21 protein-coding genes are annotated in these 20186 nt (G+C 71.5%); 12 read left to right on the forward strand and 9 right to left on the reverse strand.

Annotated features, from left to right (window positions below; genetic code table 11):
* Positions 1 to 22 precede the first annotated feature (22 nt).
* The 5 genes from ACWDEN_RS18975 to ACWDEN_RS18995 form a co-directional block, all read right to left on the reverse strand.
* Entirely contained in the window at positions 23 to 925 is a 903-nt protein-coding gene (locus ACWDEN_RS18975) for an SCO1860 family LAETG-anchored protein (RefSeq protein ID WP_450859699.1), read from the reverse strand.
* A 159-nt stretch (positions 926 to 1084) separates the two neighbouring features.
* Complete coding sequence (locus ACWDEN_RS18980; RefSeq protein WP_351605135.1) at positions 1085 to 2176, reverse strand: amidohydrolase family protein; 1092 nt, start codon at positions 2174 to 2176, stop codon at positions 1085 to 1087.
* An 18-nt stretch (positions 2177 to 2194) separates the two neighbouring features.
* A complete protein-coding gene (locus ACWDEN_RS18985) occupies positions 2195 to 2989 on the reverse strand; it encodes an amino acid ABC transporter ATP-binding protein (RefSeq protein WP_351605132.1) in 795 nt (264 codons plus the stop codon).
* Positions 2986 to 3819 (reverse strand): amino acid ABC transporter permease, encoded by an 834-nt coding sequence (locus ACWDEN_RS18990; protein WP_351605129.1) that lies wholly within the window; start codon positions 3817 to 3819, stop codon positions 2986 to 2988. Before ACWDEN_RS18990 ends, ACWDEN_RS18985 begins: the two co-directional genes overlap by 4 nt.
* Positions 3816 to 4664 carry a transporter substrate-binding domain-containing protein gene (locus tag ACWDEN_RS18995; protein WP_450859700.1) on the reverse strand — a complete coding sequence of 283 codons (849 nt, stop codon included), beginning with the start codon at positions 4662 to 4664 and terminating at the stop codon, positions 3816 to 3818. Before ACWDEN_RS18995 ends, ACWDEN_RS18990 begins: the two co-directional genes overlap by 4 nt.
* A 151-nt stretch (positions 4665 to 4815) precedes the next feature.
* Here ACWDEN_RS18995 and ACWDEN_RS19000 point away from each other — a divergent pair, with 151 nt between their 5' ends.
* The 6 genes from ACWDEN_RS19000 (at position 4816) to thpD (ending at position 9876) form a co-directional block, all read left to right on the forward strand.
* On the forward strand, positions 4816 to 5859 hold the full coding sequence (locus ACWDEN_RS19000) for a pyridoxal-phosphate-dependent aminotransferase family protein (protein WP_450859745.1): 1044 nt from the start codon (positions 4816 to 4818) through the stop codon (positions 5857 to 5859).
* Between the two features lie 78 nt (positions 5860 to 5937).
* Complete coding sequence (locus ACWDEN_RS19005; protein ID WP_450859701.1) at positions 5938 to 6474, forward strand: DinB family protein; 537 nt, start codon at positions 5938 to 5940, stop codon at positions 6472 to 6474.
* 262 nt (positions 6475 to 6736) lie between these two features.
* A complete protein-coding gene (ectA, locus tag ACWDEN_RS19010) occupies positions 6737 to 7255 on the forward strand; it encodes a diaminobutyrate acetyltransferase (protein ID WP_351605119.1) in 519 nt (172 codons plus the stop codon).
* A gap of 13 nt (positions 7256 to 7268) precedes the next feature.
* A complete protein-coding gene (ectB, locus tag ACWDEN_RS19015) occupies positions 7269 to 8540 on the forward strand; it encodes a diaminobutyrate--2-oxoglutarate transaminase (protein WP_351605117.1) in 1272 nt (423 codons plus the stop codon).
* Between the two features lie 31 nt (positions 8541 to 8571).
* The gene (locus ACWDEN_RS19020; RefSeq protein ID WP_069781597.1) at positions 8572 to 8976 is read left to right on the forward strand and encodes an ectoine synthase; all 405 of its coding nucleotides are present in this window, start codon (positions 8572 to 8574) and stop codon (positions 8974 to 8976) included.
* A gap of 6 nt (positions 8977 to 8982) precedes the next feature.
* Complete coding sequence (thpD, locus tag ACWDEN_RS19025) at positions 8983 to 9876, forward strand: ectoine hydroxylase (RefSeq protein WP_450859702.1); 894 nt, start codon at positions 8983 to 8985, stop codon at positions 9874 to 9876.
* 155 nt (positions 9877 to 10031) lie between these two features.
* Here thpD and ACWDEN_RS19030 read toward each other — a convergent pair whose 3' ends face one another.
* The 4 genes from ACWDEN_RS19030 to ACWDEN_RS19045 form a co-directional block, all read right to left on the reverse strand.
* Positions 10032 to 11138 carry an aminotransferase class V-fold PLP-dependent enzyme gene (locus ACWDEN_RS19030; protein ID WP_351605109.1) on the reverse strand — a complete coding sequence of 369 codons (1107 nt, stop codon included), beginning with the start codon at positions 11136 to 11138 and terminating at the stop codon, positions 10032 to 10034.
* A 59-nt stretch (positions 11139 to 11197) separates the two neighbouring features.
* Positions 11198 to 11926, reverse strand: a complete 729-nt coding sequence (locus ACWDEN_RS19035) for a DsbA family oxidoreductase (RefSeq protein WP_351605106.1) — start codon at positions 11924 to 11926, stop codon at positions 11198 to 11200.
* 181 nt (positions 11927 to 12107) lie between these two features.
* A complete protein-coding gene (locus tag ACWDEN_RS19040) occupies positions 12108 to 12716 on the reverse strand; it encodes a DUF1349 domain-containing protein (RefSeq protein WP_450859703.1) in 609 nt (202 codons plus the stop codon).
* A 41-nt stretch (positions 12717 to 12757) separates the two neighbouring features.
* Positions 12758 to 14287: an aldehyde dehydrogenase (NADP(+)) gene (locus ACWDEN_RS19045; RefSeq protein WP_450859704.1), complete on the reverse strand. Its 1530-nt coding sequence runs from the start codon at positions 14285 to 14287 to the stop codon at positions 12758 to 12760.
* A gap of 131 nt (positions 14288 to 14418) precedes the next feature.
* On the opposite strand from ACWDEN_RS19045, the gene ACWDEN_RS19050 reads away from it, so the two are divergent.
* From ACWDEN_RS19050 to ACWDEN_RS19075, 6 genes are all read left to right on the forward strand, one after another.
* A complete protein-coding gene (locus ACWDEN_RS19050) occupies positions 14419 to 15189 on the forward strand; it encodes an IclR family transcriptional regulator (protein WP_351605098.1) in 771 nt (256 codons plus the stop codon).
* A 51-nt stretch (positions 15190 to 15240) separates the two neighbouring features.
* Entirely contained in the window at positions 15241 to 15711 is a 471-nt protein-coding gene (locus ACWDEN_RS19055; RefSeq protein WP_450859705.1) for a GNAT family N-acetyltransferase, read from the forward strand.
* Between the two features lie 78 nt (positions 15712 to 15789).
* Complete coding sequence (locus tag ACWDEN_RS19060; RefSeq protein WP_351605092.1) at positions 15790 to 16734, forward strand: hypothetical protein; 945 nt, start codon at positions 15790 to 15792, stop codon at positions 16732 to 16734.
* A complete protein-coding gene (locus tag ACWDEN_RS19065) occupies positions 16731 to 18020 on the forward strand; it encodes a sensor histidine kinase (RefSeq protein ID WP_351605089.1) in 1290 nt (429 codons plus the stop codon). The genes ACWDEN_RS19060 and ACWDEN_RS19065 overlap by 4 nt, the downstream gene beginning before the upstream one ends.
* Complete coding sequence (locus tag ACWDEN_RS19070) at positions 18017 to 18676, forward strand: response regulator (RefSeq protein ID WP_450859706.1); 660 nt, start codon at positions 18017 to 18019, stop codon at positions 18674 to 18676. Before ACWDEN_RS19065 ends, ACWDEN_RS19070 begins: the two co-directional genes overlap by 4 nt.
* A gap of 54 nt (positions 18677 to 18730) precedes the next feature.
* The gene (locus ACWDEN_RS19075) at positions 18731 to 20185 is read left to right on the forward strand and encodes a peptidoglycan D,D-transpeptidase FtsI family protein (RefSeq protein WP_450859707.1); all 1455 of its coding nucleotides are present in this window, start codon (positions 18731 to 18733) and stop codon (positions 20183 to 20185) included.
* Position 20186 lies beyond the last annotated feature (1 nt).

Genomic DNA, 20186 nt, shown 5'->3' on the forward strand with positions numbered 1-20186 from the left:
GGAGCGGCACAGGGACGTCGCGTCAGCTCCTGCGGCGCCGGGCCACCGTCACCGCTCCCGCGCCGACCAGCACCAGTGCCAGCGCGCCGCCCGCGATGTACGGGGTCGCGGAGCCGCCGCCGGTCTCCGCGAGGTCCTGTCTGGCTCCCTGGGGCTTCACGTCGGCGGCCGGGTCGTGGCTCGGGACCGGGTGCCCGGTGGGCGGGGCCGTCGGGGACTCGCAGGTCGCTTTGGCCAGGGTGACGGTGCCCTCGACGTCGGCGACGTTGAGCTTCAACGGGTTGACGGAGACCTTGAGTTCGAGGGCGGTGGCGGCGGCCGTGCGGGTCGTGGTGCTGCGCCGGGCGAGGTCGAGGCGGACCTCGCCGACGCCGGGCACCCTGACCTCGGTCGGGCCGCCGGCGGTGAGGGTGACGCGCTTGCCGAGGACGGTGACGGCGCCGAGGACGTTCGCGTCGGCGGCCGGTGCCTTGCCGACCTCGCAGGTCGCCCTGGCGGTGACCGCGCCGACCTCGATCAGGGACAGCAGGGGCAGGCCGGGGACGTGCAGCCTGGCGTGGACGAGCCGGACCGAGCCCTCGGCGCGCTCGGCGGTCACGGTGGCCCTCGCCGAGGCGACGTCCGCGCCGAGCACCGTGAACGGCTTGCCGCCGGCCACACCGTCGAGCCGGGCGGACAGCGCGGTCCTGTCGGCGCTCTGCGGCGCCCGGACCTCGTTGAGGGAGACCGCGAGCGGGACGTCGAGGGTCTTGTCGAGCAGGGACACGTCGAGCCCGGTGCGCAGGACGACGGCGGAGGCGCGACCGTGGTCGGTGGTCGCGTGCGCGGCGCCCGCGCCCAGGACCGCGGGACCGGCGGCCAGGGCGGTGACCGTCGCCACGGTGGCGAGACGGCGTGCGGGCATACGGAAGTCGTTGCTGTTCAAGGTGGTGGGACCCCCAGTGGGAACATGCTTGGGACCCGTCAACCTTGTACGCACTGCGGGTGAACGGTCAGCGATCCCGGGTCACTTCACTCAAACGTGGATATGACGCACGCCGATTCGAATCACCGGGCACAGTCGTTCCCGTACGCCCCGGTGCGGCTACTCGAGCACGATCCCGTTCAGCACCACCCGGCGCGGCGCCGCCAGCACCCGTACGTCCGCGCGCGGGTCGCTCTCGTAGACCACCAGGTCGGCCGGCGCGCCCTCCTCCAGGCCGGGGCGGCCGAGCCAGGCGCGGGCGCCCCAGCTGGTCGCGGACAGGGCCTGGACCGGCGGGATACCCGCGGTGACCAGCTCGGCGACCTCCTCCGCGACCAGGCCGTGGGCCAGCGAGCCGCCGGCGTCCGTGCCGACGAACACCGGGATGCCGGCGTCGTAGGCGCCGCGCACGGTGTCGTAGCGGCGCTCGTGCAGCCGGCGCATGTGCGCGGACCAGCGCGGGAACCTGGTGTCGCCGCCGGCCGCGAGCCGCGGGAAGGTGGCGATGTTGACGAGGGTGGGGACGATCGCGACCCCGCGCTCGGCGAACAGCGGGATCAGGTCGTCGGTCAGGCCGGTCGCGTGCTCGATGCAGTCGATGCCCGACTCGACCAGGTCGCGCAGGGAGCTCCCGGCGAAGCAGTGCGCGGTGACGCGGGCGCCGAGCCGGTGGGCCTCGGCGATGGCCGCCTCCACCGCCCCGCGCGGCCAGCAGGGGGCGAGGTCGCCGAGGTCGCGGTCGATCCAGTCGCCGACCAGCTTGACCCAGCCGTCGCCGCGCCGGGCCTCCTGGGCGACGTACGCGACCAGGTCGTCCGGCTCGACCTCCCAGGCGAAGTTGCGGATGTAGCGGCGGGTGCGGGCGATGTGCCGGCCGGCCCGGATGATCTTCGGCAGGTCCTCGCGGTCGTCGACCCAGCGGGTGTCGGAGGGCGAGCCGGCGTCCCGGATCAGCAGGGTGCCGGCCTCCCGGTCGGTGAGTGCCTGCTTCTCGGCGGTGGCGGCGTCGACCGGGCCCTCCGCACCAAGGCCCACATGGCAGTGCGCGTCGACCAGGCCGGGCAGCGCCCAGCCCTCGACGGTCCGGACGTCCCGGGCCCCGGCGGGGCGGTCGTACGACACCCGGCCCCCGACCACCCACAGCTCGTCGCGGACGTCCTCGGGTCCGACGAGGACCCTCCCCTTCACGTGCAGCACGGCGCCATCGCTCATGTACTGCACCTTAATGAGCTACTGCCCGGGCCTGCCCACCTGGTCCGAGGTCTCCTCCTCGACCTCGGCCATCGCCGGGTCGAGCAGGCGGGAGAGGAAGTGGCGGGTGCGCTCGTGCCGCGGGTCGCCGATGACCTGCTCGGGGCTGCCGTCCTCGACGATCACGCCGCCGTCCATGAAGACGACCCGGTCGGCGACCTCGCGGGCGAAGGTCATCTCGTGGGTGACGACCATCATCGTCATGCCCTCGCGGGCGAGCATGCGCATGACGGCGAGGACGTCGCCGACCAGTTCCGGGTCGAGGGCGGACGTCGGCTCGTCGAAGAGCATGACCTCCGGGCCCATCGCCAGCGCCCGGGCGATCGCCACGCGCTGCTGCTGGCCGCCGGAGAGGGAGGAGGGGTAGGCCTCCGCCTTCTCGGCCAGGCCGACCCGGGCCAGGTTCTCGGCGGCGATCCGCGCGGCCGTCGCCCTGTCCCGCCCGAGCACCCGGCGCTGCGGGAGGGTGAGGTTCTCGGTGACGCTGAGGTGCGGGAACAGGTTGAACTGCTGGAAGACCATGCCGATCCGGCGGCGTACGGCGTCGATGTCGACGTCGGGGTCCGTCAGTTCGGTGCCGCCGACGAAGACCTGGCCCTCGGTGGGTTCCTCCAGCAGGTTCACGCAGCGCAGGAGGGTCGACTTGCCGGAGCCGGAGGGGCCGATGACGCAGACGACCTCGCCCCGGCCGATCTCCAGGTCGATGCCCTTGAGCACCTGGTTGTCGCCGAAGGACTTGTGCAGGTCCTGGACGCGGATCTCGGGGCGGGTCACTTGATCTCCTTCTGGGCCCTGGCCTCCAGACGCCGGGCGACGAAGCCGAGCGGGATGGTGACCAGCAGATAACACAGGCCCGCGACCAGGATCGGCGTGGAGTTGGCGGTCGTACTGGCCAGGTCCCGGCCGAACTTGGACAGCTCGCGCTCCTCCAGGGTCACACCGAGCAGCAGCACCAGGGAGGAGTCCTTGAAGAGCATGATCAGCTCGTTGGTGAGCGGCGGGAGGATGATCCGGAACGCCTGCGGGATGATGATGGAGATCATGGCCTTCGCGGGCGAGAAGCCCAGCGAACGCGCCGCCTCCAGCTGCCCCTTGGGCACCGCCTGGATGCCGGCGCGGAACGTCTCCGCCATGTAGGCGGCACCGATGAGCCCGAGGCCGAGGGCGCCCTTGCCGTAGGTGCCGCCGGGGATCTCCGTGCCTGGGAAGGCCAGTGGGACGGCCACCGCGATGAAGACGAAGATCAGCAGGGCGGGCAGGCCGCGGAAGATCTCGATGTAGATGCCGGCCACCCAGCGGTACGGCCCCACGGAGGACAGCCGCATCAGCGCGATGACCAGGCCCAGCACCAGACCGAGGACGAAGCCGGACACCGTGAACAGAACGGTGTTCTTCAGCGCCAGCGTGATGACGTCCGGCCACATCTGCTTCGCGATGCCGCCCTGGGCGAACTGGTTCTGCAGCCGGCCCCAGTCCGCCGAGACCGCGATGGCGATCACGGCGGCGACGAAGACGGCGTACTGGGTGCCGCGCGACAGCCGACGCTTCTGACGTCGCGTCAGCCCCTTCTTCTTCGGCTGGAGTCGTACGTCCGTATCGGTCATGAGGCGGCGGGAGAGGCCACGGAGGCGTTGTACGGGCCGATCCACTGCTCGTAGATCTTCTTGTAGGTGCCGTCGGCCTTGGCGTCCTTCAGGGCCTTGTCGATGGCCTCGCGCAGCGCCGTGTTGCCCTTCTTGACCGTGAAGCCGTACTGCTCGCCGGTCTTGAGGTTGTCGACGACCTTGAACTTGTCCGCGTTGGCCTTGTCCTTCAGCCAGCCCTGGACGACCGGGTAGTCGATGACGACGGCCTGGACCTGGCCGGTGCGCAGGCCGTTGAGGACCGCGTCGGAGGAGTCGAAGGAGATCGGGTCGTAGCCCTTGCCCTTGACGTAGTCCTCGCCGGTGGTCTGCGCCTGGGCGCCGAGCTTCTCACCCTTGGCCTTGACGTCGGCGAGGGAGTTGATGCCGCTGTTCCTGCCGACGAGGACGGCCTGGGTGGCCTCGAAGTACGGGTCGGAGAAGTCGACGTTCTTCTTGCGCTCGGGCGTGATCGTCATGCCGGCGGCGGCCAGGTCGCACTGGCCGGAGTTCAGGAAGGCGCCGGTCTTGAAGTTCTCGAACGGCGTGTCGACGATCTGCTGCTTGACGCCGAGGTTCTTGGCGACGAGGTCGATGAGGGAGACGTCGAAACCCTGCACCTTGCCGTTGATCTCCGACTGGAACGGCGGGTAGGGCAGGTGGGTGCAGGTGGTCAGCTGACCGGCCTTGACGAGGTGGACCCCCTTGACGGTGGCACCGCCGCTCCCCCCGCCGTTCGAGGAGCAGCCGGCCACGACGAGGACGAGCCCGGCGGTGGCGGTGGTGGCAGCCAGGAGGCGGGTCCGGCGTCCGAGGAGCGTTTTCATGGGGGGATCTTCTCTGTGGGGGAACCGTGGGTTCTGATTATAAGGAAGAGTTTGAGTCTCTCAAATCAAACCGATGGTTACGACGGCGTTGGACCTAAGATCGATGGAATTACCCCCGGACCTTGACCCCGAGAACGAAGAGAGCGCGGCCGTGACCCACCCGTTCCTGGACCTGCCCCCGCTGAGCGCCGAGCGCTTCGCCGCCATCGAGGACGGGGTCGCGCGGCTGCTGGGCACCCGGCAGGACGTGCTGGTCACGCAGGGCGAGGCACTGCTGCCGCTGGAGGGCGCGATCCGCGCGGCGGCCGGTCCGGGCACGGTGGCCCTGAACGTGATCACGGGCCCCTACGGGCAGACCTTCGGCAACTGGCTCCGGGACGCGGGTGCGACGGTGTACGACCTCTCCGTGCCCTTCCACACGGCGGTGACCGCCGACCAGGTCCGGGAGGCGTGCGCCGAGCACCCGGAGATCGACTTCGTGTCGCTGGTGCACGCGGAGGCGGCGACCGGCAACACCAACCCGGTCGCGGCGATCGGCGAGGCGGTCCGGGAGCAGGGTGCGCTGTTCTACCTGGACGCGGTCGCCTCCGTGGGCGCGGAGCCGGTGCTGCCGGACGCGTGGGGTGTGGACCTGTGCGTGATCGGCGCGCAGAAGGCGATGGGCGGCCCGGCGGGTGTGTCGGCGATCTCGGTGAGCGAGCGCGCGTGGGCCCGGATGGCGGCCAACCCCTACGCGCCGCGCCGCTCCTACCTGTCCCTGCTCGACTGGAAGGAGCGCTGGCTCGACGCCGGCCGCACGGCGCTGCCGCACGCTCCGGCGCAGCTGGAGATGCTGGCGCTTCAGGCGTGTCTGGAGCGGATCGAGTCGGTGGGGCTGGACGCGGTGATGGACCGTCACCGCAGCGCCGCGCTCACCGCGCGGGCCGGTGCGGTTGCCCTGGGCGCGGGCCTTGAGCCCTATGTGTACGAGGCCGCGGATGCGGCGCCGGTGGCCACGACCCTCCGGGTGCCGTCGGGGGTGGTGGCGTCGGAGGTGGTGGCCCGGGCGCTGGCGAGTGACCCCTCGCTGCCGCTGGCCGCGGGTGGGGGCGCGCTGGCCGGGGAGATGATCCGGGTGAACCATTACGGGGCGGATGCTTCGCCGGAAACCGTGCAGAGGTGCCTGGCGGCGCTCGGGGCGGCGCTCGGGGGCTGACACGACCGAGGCCGTCGCACCCTCTTTGCCGGTGCCGGTGCCGGGGCCGGTGTCAGTGGCCCGTGCCATCCTCACCGCATGACCCACAACACACCCCAGGCTCCCCACACGCTCCCCGACGGCCGCCCCATCCCCCTCCTGACCGGCCCCGAGCGCCCCATGCTGGAGAGCTGGCTGGACTTTCACCGGGCCACGCTGGAGCTGAAGTGCCGGGGGCTGGACGACAAGCAGGTGCGGCAGGCCTCGGCCGAGCCTTCGTCGCTGACGCTGCTCGGGCTTGTGCAGCATCTCGCCGAAGTCGAACGGAACTGGTTCCAGCGGGTGTTGGCCGATCTGGACGTGCCGCCGGTGTTCGAGGAGGCGACGGGGTACGCCCTCGATCCCCGGCGGGGGCTGGAAGAGGCGCTGGGCGCGTGGCGCCGGGAGGTCGCGCGCGGCCGGGAGCTGCTCGCCGGGCGGGACCTGGAGGACACCGGGCGGATCGTGGACGAACCGATGACCGGCGTCGAGGTCAGTGTGCGCTGGGTGCTGGTCCACCTCATCGAGGAATACGCCCGGCACAACGGGCACGCCGACATTCTGCGTGAACGAATCGACGGGGCAACCGGAGCCTGAATTCATTATTCAGTTTGGTTTCACAATTTCTGCCAATTCTCCCGGTGGTAGCTTCCCGTCTTCTTCTGCCCGCTTTTTGCAAGCCTAAACAGGGAAGTTTCCTAGCGGTTTTTTGACGGTTTCAAGGGTGTGACACACTCCACAGTGCGGCACATTTGTCCCGATTTGATGCGGGTCAATTAGGGCATTTCGCCGCACCCTCTGTGCGGCACAGCGACAGCGGCCGTGCATTTCCTAATTCGCCTCGCTAAATTCGTGCCGCATGACTGCCGCACCCGCAGACCTGATCGTCGACCAGCCGGCGGTGACGGACGGAGCCACGCTCTGGCGTCTCGCCAAGGACTCGAAAACCCTCGACCTGAACTCTTCGTACAGCTATCTGCTGTGGTGCCGGGATTTCGCCGGCACCTCGGCGGTGGCGCGCGGTGCGGACGGGGAGCCGGTCGGTTTCGTCACCGGCTATGTGCGGCCGGAGCGCCCCCGCACGCTGCTCGTCTGGCAGGTGGCCGTCGACTCCGCCCACCGGGGTCTCGGCATCGCGGCCGCGCTGCTGGACGGGCTGACCGCCCGGCTCGCCGCCGAGCGCGGCATCACCGACGTGGAGACCACCATCACCCCGGGCAACACCGCCTCCGAGCGGCTGTTCACCTCGTTCGCCGCCCGGCACGGGGCGCGTCTGGAGCGCGAGGTGCTGTTCCCCGCCGAGCTGTTCCCGGACGGCCCGCACGATCCCGAAGTCCTCTACCGCATCGGCCCGTTGACCGACACCACCGCCCACTGAGGAGCGATTCACCGTGACCATCACCCAGCCCGACCTCAGCGTCTTCGAGACCCTCGAGTCCGAGGTGCGCAGCTACTGCCGCGGCTGGCCCACGGTCTTCGACCGCGCGCAGGGCAGCCGGATGTTCGACGAGGACGGTCATGCCTACCTCGACTTCTTCGCCGGCGCCGGCTCACTCAACTACGGCCACAACAACCCGGTGCTCAAACGGGCGTTGATCGACTATCTGTCCCGGGACGGGGTGACCCACGGCCTGGACATGTCGACCACGGCCAAGCGGTCCTTCCTGCAGACCTTCCAGGATCTGGTGCTGCGCCCGCGCGACCTGCCGTACAAGGTCATGTTCCCGGGGCCGACCGGCACCAACGCCGTGGAGTCGGCGCTGAAGCTGGCCCGGAAGGTGAAGGGGCGCGAGGCGATCGTGTCGTTCACCAACGCCTTCCACGGGATGTCCCTGGGCTCCCTCGCCGTCACCGGCAACGCCTTCAAGCGGGCCGGCGCCGGGATCCCGCTGGTGCACGGCACGCCGATGCCGTTCGACAACTACTTCGACGGCACGGTGCCGGACTTCCTGTGGTTCGAGCGGCTGCTGGAGGACCAGGGCTCCGGGCTCAACAAGCCCGCCGCGGTGATCGTGGAGACCGTGCAGGGCGAGGGCGGCATCAACGTGGCCCGGCCCGAGTGGCTGCGGGCGCTGAAGGAGCTGTGCGAGCGGCAGGACATGCTGCTGATCGTCGACGACATCCAGATGGGGTGCGGGCGGACGGGTGCCTTCTTCTCGTTCGAGGAGGCCGGGATCACGCCCGACATCGTCACCGTCTCCAAGTCGATCAGCGGCTACGGGCTGCCGATGTCGCTGTGCCTGTTCAAGCCGGAGCTGGACGTCTGGGAGCCGGGCGAGCACAACGGCACCTTCCGGGGCAACAACCCCGCGTTCGTCACCGCCACCGCGGCCCTGGAGGCGTACTGGACCGACGGCTCGGCCATGGAGAAGCAGACCTGCGCCCGCGGCGAGCAGGTCGAGCAGGCGCTGATCGCCATCACCGAGGAGAACCTCGCCGACGTGAAGGAGTACCGCGGGCGCGGCCTGGTGTGGGGCATGGAGTTCCGCGACAAGGGCCGGGCGGCGCGGATCGCGCGGCGGGCCTTCGAACTCGGGCTGCTCATCGAGACGTCCGGCCCGGAGGGGGAGGTCGTCAAGCTGCTGCCCGCCCTCACCATCACGCCCGACGAGCTGGACGAGGGCCTGAGCGTCCTCGCCCGTGCCGTCCGCGAAACCGTCTGAACCGCAAGCCGACCAGGAGGAAAGCACCACCGTGATCGTCCGATCGTTCAAGGACATCGAAGGCACCGACCGGCACGTCAAGGCGAAGTCAGGTACCTGGGAGAGCAAGCGGATCGTCCTCGCCAAGGAGCGGGTCGGCTTCTCCCTGCACGAGACCATCCTGTACGCCGGCACCGAGACGTCGATGTGGTACGCCAACCACATCGAGGCCGTCGTCTGCACCAAGGGCGAGGCCGAACTCACCGACCACGAGGCCGGGACGACGTACACCATCACGCCCGGCACCATGTACCTCCTCGACGGGCACGAGCGGCACACGCTGCGCGTCAAGGAGGACTTCCACTGCATCTGCGTGTTCAACCCGCCGGTGACCGGACGGGAGGACCACGACGAGAACGGCGTCTACCCGCTGCTCACCGAGCCCGAGGAGGTGTGAGAACCCATGACCACCGCACCCGTGAAGGATCTCTACCCGACCCGCGGCACCACCGAGGTGTCCGTCCCGCGCCAGGACCCGGTCGTCTGGGGCTCCCCGGACACCCCGGGCCCGATCTCCGCGGCCGGCCTGCAGGGGTTCGAGCGTGACGGCTTCCTCGCCGTCGACCAGCTGATCACCCCGGACGAGGTCGAGGTCTACAAGCGCGAGCTGGACCGGCTGGTCGGCGACCCGGCGATCCGCGCCGACGAGCGCTCCATCGTGGAGCCGAAGTCGAAGGAGATCCGCTCGGTCTTCGAGGTGCACAGGATCAGCGAGGTGTTCGCGAACCTCGTGCGCGATCCGCGGGTGGTCGGGCGCGCCCGGCAGATCCTCGGCTCGGACGTGTACGTCCACCAGTCCCGGATCAACGTCAAGCCCGGTTTCGGCGCGAGCGGCTTCTACTGGCACTCGGACTTCGAGACCTGGCACGCCGAGGACGGGCTGCCGAACATGCGCACGGTGTCCGTCTCGATCGCGCTGACCGAGAACTTCGACACCAACGGCGGCCTGATGATCATGCCGGGCTCGCACCGGACGTTCCTGGGCTGCGCCGGCGCCACGCCCAAGGACAACTACAAGAAGTCGCTGCAGATGCAGGACGCGGGTACCCCCTCGGACGAGGCGCTGACCGCGCTGGCCGGCGAGCACGGCATCCGCCTGTTCACCGGTAAGGCCGGCTCGGCGACCTGGTTCGACTGCAACTGCATGCACGGCTCGGGCGACAACATCACGCCGTTCCCGCGCAGCAACGTCTTCATCGTGTTCAACAGCGTGGAGAACAAGGCGGTCGAGCCGTTCGCGGCTCCGGTGCGACGGCCCACGTTCATTGGAGCAAGGGACTTCACTCCCGTCCGGTGAGCGGAGACCGGCCGGGGGTCCGGGGGTTGTCCCCCGGAGAACGCGGCATCAGGGCGCGGGACTTCACGCCGGTGAAGGTGAAGTAGTCGCCGGACGTACGGCTCCGGGCCGGGGCCTCCTCGTGTGGGACGGGGGGCTCCGGCCCGGTCATGTCGTCAGCCGGACAGCACGTCCAGCAGGCGGTCCACGTCCGCTTCCGTGTTGTAGAGGTGGAAGGAGGCGCGCAGGTTACCGGCGCGGTCGGAGACCTCGATGCCCGCGCGGCTCAACTCCGGCTGGCGCGCGCCCAGTCCGGGCACGGAGACGATGGCCGAGCCGGGGGCGGGCAGCGGTTCGTGGCCGAGCGAGGCGAGTCCGGTGCGGAACCGGTCGGCCAGCGCCAGGTCGTGCGCCTGTACGGCGGCCACGCCCAGCTCCTCGATCAGGGCGAGCGACCGCGCCACCCCGGTGTAGGTGAACAGAGCGGGGCTGACGTCGAACCGCCGTGCGGAGTGGGCGAGTTCGGTCACCGGGCCGTAGCAGCTGTTCCAGGGTTCCTCGGCCGCGACCCAGCCCGCCAGCAGCGGGGACAGCCCGCCGAAGTCCTCGGGGACGACGAGGAAGGCCGCCCCGTGCGGGCCGAGCAGCCACTTGAAGGTGGTGGAGACGGTGAAGTCGTGGGCGTCGGCCTCCATCGGCAGCCAGCCGGCGGCCTGGGAGAAGTCGACGTAGGTGCGCGCACCGTGCGCGCGGGCCGCCTCGCGCAGGGCGGGCAGGCCGGCGATCCGCCCGTCGGCGGACTGGGCGGCGCTGACCGCGACCAGGGCGGTGCCCGGGCGGACCGACTCGGCGAGCCGTTCCAGCGGCACCGCGCGCACCTTGAGGTCGCCGCGCGCGTGGAACGGGTTGAGTACGGACGTGAAGTCGTCCTCGGCGGTGAGGACTTCGGCGCCCGCGGGCAGCGAGGCGGCGATCAGCCCGGTCTGGGCGGAGACCGACGGGCCCGCCGCGACCCGGGTGACCGGCACTCCGGCCAGCCGGGCGAACGCGGCCCGGGCGACCTCCACGTCGTCGAACAGCGGGTCCAGTGGCCGGCCCTCGGCCCGGATGGCCACCGCCTCGCGCAGCGCGGCGACCGTACGGGCCGGGAGCAGGCCGCTGCTCGCGGTGTTCAGGTAGGTGTTCTTCGGGGCGAACTCGGCGCGGACGAGGTGGTCGAACGTCTCCGTGGTCTCCGTGTTCCTCATGGGTCCACTCTGCGGCCCCGGGAAGTCCCCGTCCATTGCGAATTTTTCCGCGGATCGCCAAGGGACTCCTTATACGTCCGCCCCGACCTGCGGTTTCAGCCCTGCTGCGGCACCGCGCACCCGTCGGGCCCGCAGGCTGCCCCCTCCCCCTGGTCCCCCTGCTCGACCGGCTTCAGCGGAGAGCGCTCGCCCCAGGCCTGGGTCAGCGCCCGGGTGAAGACCTCGGCCGGCTGGGCGCCGGAGACGCCGTACGTGCGGTCGAGGACGAAGAAGGGCACGCCGGTCGCGCCGAGCTCGGCGGCCTCGCGCTCGTCGGCGCGGACGTCGTCGGCGTAGCGGGACGGGTCGGCGAGCACGGCGCGGACGGCCTCGGCGTCGAGACCGGCCGCCACGGCCAGCTCGACGAGCCGCTCGTCTCCCTCGGTGAACACGGACCGCTCCTCGGCGAAGTTCGCCCGGTACAGGATCTGGATCAGCTCGTCCTGCCGGCCCCGCTCCTTGGCGAAGTGCAGCAGGCGGTGCATGTCGAAGGTGTTGCCGTGGTCGCGGCCCCGGGTGCGGTAGTCCAGGCCCTCGGCGGCGGCCTGGGCACCGAGGTTGTCCTCGCCGGCCTCGGCCTGCGCCTCGCTCATGCCGTACTTCCTGGTCAGCATGGTGATCACCGGCTGGACGTCCCCTTTGGCGCGGCCCGGGTCCAGCTCGAAGGAGCGGTGCACGACCTCGACGTCCTCGCGGTGCGGGAAGGCAGCGAGCGCCTTCTCGAAGCGGGCCTTGCCCACGTAGCACCAGGGGCAGGCGATGTCGCTCCAGATCTCGACGCGCATGTCTTCGGCTCTCTCCAGGTCGTACGGGCGCGGAGGCTCTCTCCGCCCGGTACGTGAACGTTCAAACAGCCCCGTTTCATTCCCGGGCCGGAACCCGGCCCTGGCAACCGTGGAAGGCCGGGGCCCGCCGGTGGTCACACGGCTGGGCCTTGCGAAGCCCTGCTCGTCCCGGCCTTCGCCCTCAGCTTCCGTCTCGCAGGTCGCTCGGCCAGGACGTCCTGAACTCGATGTGGTCGTAGGTGACCACGCACCCCTCCCCCAGCGGCGACTGGGTCATGAAGCCGACCAGCGCGTCACCGGTCTGCTCCTCGTCGCCGAGGGTGAACAGCCGGACGAAGGTCCAGCGCTCGCCGTCCCGGGAGGCGTGGAAGGCGAGGGCCCGCCCGGTCCGGCTGACCCGCAGCCACACCGAACTCCCCTCCACCGTGAAGGAATTGGCGTCGTCGGAGTGTCCCCGGGTGACCACCGTGCAGACGGTGGGCACGTCCGGGGAGTACTCCAGACAGAGCTTGGCCCAGGCCCGGTCGTCGACATGGACGTACAGCACGCCGGCGTCGAAGGAGGCGTTGAACCCGACGGTGACCCGGGCGATCAGCTGGAAGTCCCCTTCCGGCGCCCCCAGCAGCCGGGGCGCGTCGGAGGCGGGGTCCAGGGCTTCCCCGGTGGGCGTGACGAAGCGGTCCTGCCGGGGTCCCGCCCATCCGGTGAGCACGCCGTCCTCATGAACCCAGTGTCCGTCGGGCCCGTACGTCCGGAGAGGGAAGGGCAGTTCGGGGATTTTCAGGTCCATGGGGCGAGTCTCCCAGGTTCTCGTTTCTCTCGTGCCCGTGTTCAGCGTTCCAGGCGCCCGTCGAACCGCCGGGGAAGGCCGAGGGGGTTGTCGTCCTTCAGCTCGTCCGGCAGCAGGGCCGCGGGCGCGTTCTGGTACACCACCGGCCGCAGCCACCGCTCGATGGCCGTACCGCCCACCGAGGTGGACGTGGAGGTGGTCGCGGGGTACGGCCCCCCGTGGTGCTGGGCCGGCGCCACCGCCACGCCCGTCGGCCAGCCGTTCACCAGGACACGCCCGGCCAGCGGGGTCAGCTCGGCCAGGAGCTCCGCGCCCCGGCCCCCGCCGGCGGCCTCCTGCGAGGACAGCTGGACCGTGGCCGTCAGGTTGCCCGGGAGGCGGGACAGCACGGCCGCGGCCTCGCCCTCGTCCTCGTACCGCACCACCACGGTGACCGGGCCGAAGCACTCCTCCAGGAGCAGGTCGTACGCCCCCTCCTCGGCCAGCCTGGCCGCCGGCACCGTCAGGAACCCGGCGCTGACCGTGTGCTCGCCGCCCGCGCCCGGGGTGACCGGGGAGTCGACCCCGGGGAGCTGCGCGCGCTCGGCCACCCCCGCGATGAAGTTGTCCCGCATCCGGTGGTCCAGCAGCACGCCCGCCTCGGTGTCGCTCACCGCGGCCGTCAGGGCCTTCACCAGGCCGTCGCCCGCCGCGCCGGACGGCACCAGCACCAGGCCGGGCTTCACGCAGAACTGTCCGACACCCAGCGTCATCGACCCGGCGAGCCCGGTGCCGATCTCCTCGGCGCGCTCGGCGGCGGCGGCCTCGGTCACCAGGACCGGGTTCAGCGAGCCCAGCTCGCCGTGGAACGGGATCGGGACGGGACGGGCGGCGGCCGCGTCGAAGAGGGCACGTCCGCCCCGTACCGAACCGGTGAAGCCCGCCGCGGCGACCAGCGGGTGCCGGATCAGCCCGACGCCCGCCTCGAAGCCGTGCACGAGACCGACGACGCCTTCGGGGATGCCGTGCTCGGCCGCGGCCCGGCGCAGCACCTTGGCGACCAGCTCGGACAGGGCCGGGTGGTCGGGGTGGGCCTTGACCACGACCGGGCAGCCCGCGGCGAGCGCGCTCGCGGTGTCGCCGCCGGCGACGGAGAAGGCGAAGGGGAAGTTGGAGGCGGAGTAGACGGCGACGACGCCGAGCGGCACCTTGTAGCGGCGCAGGTCCGGGACGGGCGGGGTCGCCGTGTCGTCGGGGTGGTCGATGACGACGTCGAGGAAGGCGCCCTCGTCGACGATGCCGGCGAAGGCCCGCAGCTGGTAGCCGGTGCGGGCGAGTTCGCCGGTCAGCCGGACCGGGCCGAGAGCGGTCTCGGCGTCGGCGGTCTCGACCAGACCGTCCCTGGCCGCCTCCAGGCCCGCGGCGGCCGAGCGCAGGAAGGCGGAGCGCACCGCGCGGTCGGCGAGGGCGCCGCGTGCGGCGTGGGCCGCCCGGACCGCCGCGTCCACCTCCTGGGCTGTAGCCTCCACCGCAACCTGTTCACGCTGCTTCCCGGTACGCGGGTCGACACTCCAGACTGGTGCTGCTGCCACCGCGGGTCCCTCCAGTAAGGCCGCAAGAAGTAGGGTCACCGATCAGCCGCGTTCGATATACTGAACACTGTCTCTGATGATGAATACGCTGCTCGGAGACTATTTCCCGGCGATTGAAGGGGTCAAGGGCGATGTCGGCAGGCGAGACGGGCGGGGCGCAGGTCAAGTCCGCGGTACGAACCGTTGAATTGCTCGAGTACTTCGCCGGCAAGCCCGGCATGCACTCCCTCGCGGCCGTCCAGGAGGCCGTCGGGTATCCCAAGTCCAGCCTGTACATGCTGCTGCGCACGCTCGTGGAGCTGGGCTGGGTGGAGACCGACGCGACGGGCACGCGGTACGGCATCGGGGTGCGGGCGCTGCTGGTGGGCACCTCCTACATCGACGGCGACGAGGTGGTGGCCGCCGCCCGTCCGACCCTGGACCGGCTCTCCGACGACACCACGGAGACCATCCACCTGGCCCGGCTCGACGGCACCAACGTCGTCTATCTGGCCACCCGCCAGTCCCAGCACTATCTGCGCCCCTTCACCCGGGTCGGGCGCCGGCTGCCGGCCCACTCCACCTCCCTCGGCAAGGCGATCCTCGCCACCTACACCGACGAGCAGGTGCGCAAGCTGCTGCCGGAGACCCTGCCGGCGCTGACGGAGAACACCCTCACCGACCGGGAGAAGCTCATCGAGGAGCTGCACCAGGTGCGGGAGCAGGGCTTCGCGGTCGACCGCGAGGAGAACACGCTGGGCCTGCGCTGCTTCGGCGTGGCGATCCCCTACCGCACCCCGGCCCGGGACGCGATCAGCTGCTCGGTGCCGGTGGCCCGGCTGACCCCCGCCCACGAGCAGATGATCAAGGACGCGCTGTTCGACGCCCGCGACCGGCTGGCCCTGGCGACGCGCAGGCTCTGAGCGCGGGGAGGTCGCGGGCCCGGCGGCCGTGCCGTCGTAGGGTCGGGTCCCATGGAGATCGCGCTCAGGGCCGTGGAGGACGGTGACCTGCCGGTGTTCTACCGGCAGATGACCGACCCGGAGGCCGTCCGGATGGCCGCGTTCGGCCCGGAGAACCCCTACGACCAGGAGGCCTTCGCGGCCTACTGGCGGCGTGTGCGCGACTCCGCCCACGTGCTGCGCACGGTCCTGGCCGACGGCGAGGTGGCCGGCAGCGCGGCGGTCTACGGGGTGGCCGGCGAGCGCGAGGTGACGTACTGGATCGACCGTGCCTACTGGGGCCGCGGTGTCGCCACGGCGGCGCTGCGGGGCCTGCTGGCCGAGGTGCCCGAACGGCCGCTGTACGCGCGGGCGGCGGCCGACAACGCCGCGTCGCTGCGGGTGCTGCACAAGTGCGGCTTCCGCGAGACGGCCCGGGCTCGCGGGTACGCGAACGGGCGGGGCCGGGAGATCGAGGAGGTCGTGCTCGTCCTGGACGACTGAGTTCCTCCCCCGTGCGGCGGAGACGGATCGTCGGGCGGCAGGAGGTGAACACCCCTGTTCACACGGGAGCGTTGAGCCATGACGATCTCAACCGCTCCTGTCCCCGCCGGTGTCTCCGCCGGGCGGCGCTCGCTCCGGCTCGTCGCCGTCGCCGCCTGCCTGCCCTACCTGTCCCTCAAGCTCGCCTGGATCGCCGGGAGCCACCTCGGCATCCCGGACGGCAGCCCCTTGCTGAAGCACCGGCTCACCATGATCCTCGCCAACGGTCTCACCGTCCTGATGGACGCGGCCGTGGTGGTGCTGGCGCTGCTGCTGACCCGCCCGTGGGGGCGGCGGGTGCCGGCCTGGCTGCTCGCGGTGCCGATGTGGCTCGCCGTGGGACTCCTCGCGCCCATCATGGTGGGCTTCCCGCTGCAACTCGTCCTCCACGGCACCGGCGGCGGGGGCGGCGGCCCGGCCGGCAAGCCGTTCCTCGACGACTGGGTCTTCGGGGTGGTGTACGGCGGGTTCATCGTGCAGGGGCTGGCGCTGGGGGCGCTGTTCACCGGGTACGCCCGCGAGCGCTGGGGGCATCTGTGGCGGGGGCGGATGCGGGAGCTGCCGGCCGGGGGCGCGGGACGTCCGCAGCGGCGGACGGCCCTCGCGGCGGCGCTGATCGCGCTGGTCCCGGCCGCGGTGCGGCTGCTGCGGGCCTGCGGGGCGGCCGCACCGGACGGCAGCGGCGACCGGCCCATGCAGTGCGTCTACGTCCTCTTCCTCGCCGCGGCCGTCACCGGAGCCTGGCAGCTGGCCTTTGGCCGGGGCGGTGCGCTGCCGGTCGCCGTACCGCTCGCGTCGGCCTGGATCGGCTCGGGGGCGGTGGCCTGCTGGGGCGGATGGATGTCGCTGGCGGTGCTGGTGACGGGCGACAGCCCGGCGCCGCTGACCGGCCTCGCCTACGCTGGGCAGATGATCACCGGCTTCCTCGTGGCGGGCGTCATGGCCCGCTTCCTCACGGTCCGGCCCGTCAAGGCGCCGCAGTGACAAGGGCGTTGGTCCTGCTCCTCGGCGGGCGGGCGCGGCGCCGCTGGATCCATCTGATCCTCGGCGGTGCGCTCGCCATGCCGTACGTCCTCGTCGGCTCGGTGATCGTCGGGCCGCTCACCGGCGTGGACGACGTCTTCCGGTCCCTGCCGCTCCAACTCGGCTCGTTCGCCGTCGGGTTGCCGATCGCCACCGTCACGGCGCTGTTCCCTCTGACCCGGCCGCTGGAGTCGGCGGCGGTGAGAGCCCTGTGCGGGATCGACGCGGACTCGCTCGCCCACGGCCCGGCCAGGACGCGGTCCGAACGGGCCCGTACGGCGGCCTGGTTCACGCTGCACCTCGGCTTCGGCGGCATCATCGCCGGCATGTCGCTGGCCGTGCCGCCGTTCGCGGTGCTGCTGATGGTCCTGCCCCTGTTCGCAGGGCTCCGCCACTCCCCGCCGGCTCCGCCCGAAGTGTTCGACCACACCTGGGCGTTGGCGCTCGCCCCGGTCGCGGGCCTGGCCACGCTGCTCGCCCTCGCCGCCTGCGCCGCCGGCTGCGGGGCCCTGCTGGCCCGCTGGGCGCCCGTGCTGCTCGGGCCCACCCCTCAGGACCGGCTGGCAGCCGCCGAGGCCCGCGCCGCCGACCTCGCCGTGCGCAACCGGCTCGCCCGCGAGCTGCACGACAGCGTCGGTCACGCCCTGAGCGCCGTCACCCTCCAGGCGAGCGCCGCCCGCCGGCTCCTCGACAGCGACCCGGGGTTCGTCCGCGAGGCCCTCGCCGCCATCGAGGAGACCACCCGGCGCACGGTCGGCGAACTCGACGCCGTACTCGGCGTGCTGCGGGACGGGGACGCGCCGGGCACCGCGCCCGCGCCGACCCTGGAGAGCGACCTGGACGGGCTGCTGCGCCGGACCCGGGCCGCCGGGCAGCCGGTGACGGCCACCGTCGGCACCGACCTCGCCGCGCTGGCGCCGCTGGTCTCCCGAGAGGCGTACCGGATCGTGCAGGAGGGCCTGAGCAACGCGCTGAAACACGCCGGTGCGCCCGTCGCCGTCCGCATCACCGCCGCCGCCGGGCAGCTGGAGATCACCGTCGAGAACCCCCTGGGCGCCGCCCGGGCTCCCCGCCCCGGCGGCGGCCACGGCCTGCGGGGCATCGCCGACCGGGTGCGGCTGCTCGGCGGCACGGCTGAGGCGGGACCGTCGGCGGACACCTGGCGCCTGTCCGTACGACTGCCCCTGACCACGCCCATGACGCCACCCGGCCCGCCGACCCGACAGCTCCCGAAGGGAACCGCATGACCCGGCCCGCCATCCGGCTCGTCCTCGCCGACGACGAGCGCATGGTCCGCACCGCCCTGCGCGCCATCCTCTCCGCCGAACCGGACCTGGAGGTGGCCGGCGAGGCCACGACCGGTGCCGAGGCCGTCTCCGTGGTCCGGGAACTGCGGCCCGACGTCGTGCTCATGGACGTCCGCATGCCGGAGATCGACGGCATCCGGGCCACCGAGCAGCTCGTCGCCACCATGCCGGAGCCGCCGCGGATCCTGGTCGTGACCACCTTCGAGAACGACTCCTACGTCTACGACGCCCTGCGCGCCGGAGCCGCCGGCTTCCTGCTGAAGCGGTCCGACGCCGACGCCCTGGTGCAGGCGGTACGGCTGGTCGCGCGCACCGACAGCCTGCTGTTCCCGTCGGCCGTCCGGGCGCTCGCGGCCGAACACGGACGCAGGACCGCCCCGTCCGCGCCCTGGGTGAGCAAGCTCACCGCACGCGAACGCGACGTGCTGCGGCACATGGCCGACGGACTGACCAACGCCGAGATCGCCCGGCGGCTGGAGGTGGGCCCCGCCACCGTGAAGTCGCACGTCGCGGCGGTGCTGGCCAAGACGGGCACCCGGGACCGCACACAGGCGGTGATCGCCGCCTACGAGGCCGGTTTCCTGAACGCGGGATGAGAAAACGGGACGTACGGGAACGATCAACCCCTTCCCGATCGTCTTCGGAGCGGGATGAACAAGACGATCAGGCGGGCGTCCGTCTTCTCGCTGCTGCTCGTGCTCGCTCTGCTGGTCAGGGCGACATGGGTGCAGTTCTACGACGGCAAGGCCCTCGCGGACGACAACGACAACCGGCGCAACGCGATCCAGACGTACTCGCGGCCGCTCGGGAACATCATCGTGGCCGGGAACGCGATCACCGGCTCCACGCGGACCAGGGGGAGCGACCTCGCGTACAAGCGGACGTACACGGACGGCAGGCTCTACGCGGCGGTGACGGGCTACGCCTCGCAGGCCTACGCCCCCACGCAGCTGGAGGGCATCTACAAGGACCTGCTCGACGGCACGGACAACCGGCTGAAGACCGTGCTGGACTCGGTCACCGGCAAGCGCGCCGACCCGGGAAACGTGCTCACCACGATCGACCCGGACGTGCAGAAGGCGGCCTACCGCGCGCTCGGCGGCAAGAAGGGCGGCGCCGTCGCGATCGACCCGAAGACCGGCAAGATCCTCGCGGCGGTGTCCACGCCGTCGTACGACCCCTCCTCGCTCACCGACGCCAACACGGCCGGGGGCGCCTGGAAGCAGCTCAACGCGGACAAGGAGAAGCCGCTCACCAACCGCGCGCTGCGCCAGCCGCTGCCACCGGGCTCGACGTTCAAGCTGGTCGTGGCGGCGGCCGCGCTGGAGGACGGGCTGTACAAGAACGTGGACGTTCCGACCGACAGCCCCGACCCGTACACCCCGCCCGGCACGACGCACGTGCTGGAGAACGAGAACAAGTCGGCGCCGTGCAGGAACGCCCCCATCCGCGTCGCCCTGCAGTACTCCTGCAACAACGTCTTCGGCCACATGGCCGTCCAGCTCGGGCAGGACAAGGTGAGGGCCATGGCCGGGAAGTTCGGCTTCAACAACGACAAGCAGGACGTGCCGGTGCGGGCCTACGCCAGCGTGTACCCCTCCGGCATGGACCAGGCACAGACCGCGCTGTCCGGTATCGGACAGTTCGATGTCACCGCGACCCCGCTGCAGATGGCCATGGTGTCCGCGGCCATAGCCAACGGCGGCAAGCTGGTCTCGCCGCATATGGTGTCGCAGATCACCGACAGCGGCGGTGATGTGTTGCAGAACTACGACGACAGCGCGGACAGCAAGGAGATCGTCTCCGCCTCCACCGCCGAACAGCTCCAGTCGGCGATGGAGACGGTGGTCAAGGACGGCACCGGCACGAACGCCCTGGTCGACGGTGCCACCGTCGGCGGCAAGACCGGCACCGCCCAGCACGGCGAGAACAACAGCAAGACGCCTTACGCCTGGTTCACGTCCTTCGCCAAGTCCGACAGCAGCGGCAAGGAGGTGGCCGTCGCCGTGATGGTGGAGCAGTCGGACGCGGCGAGGTCGGAAGTGAGCGGCAACGGTCTGGCGGCGCCGGTGGCGAAGGCGATGATGCAAGCGGCGCTGAGGTGAG

It is taken from the genome of Streptomyces sp. NPDC001153 (assembly GCF_053598315.1).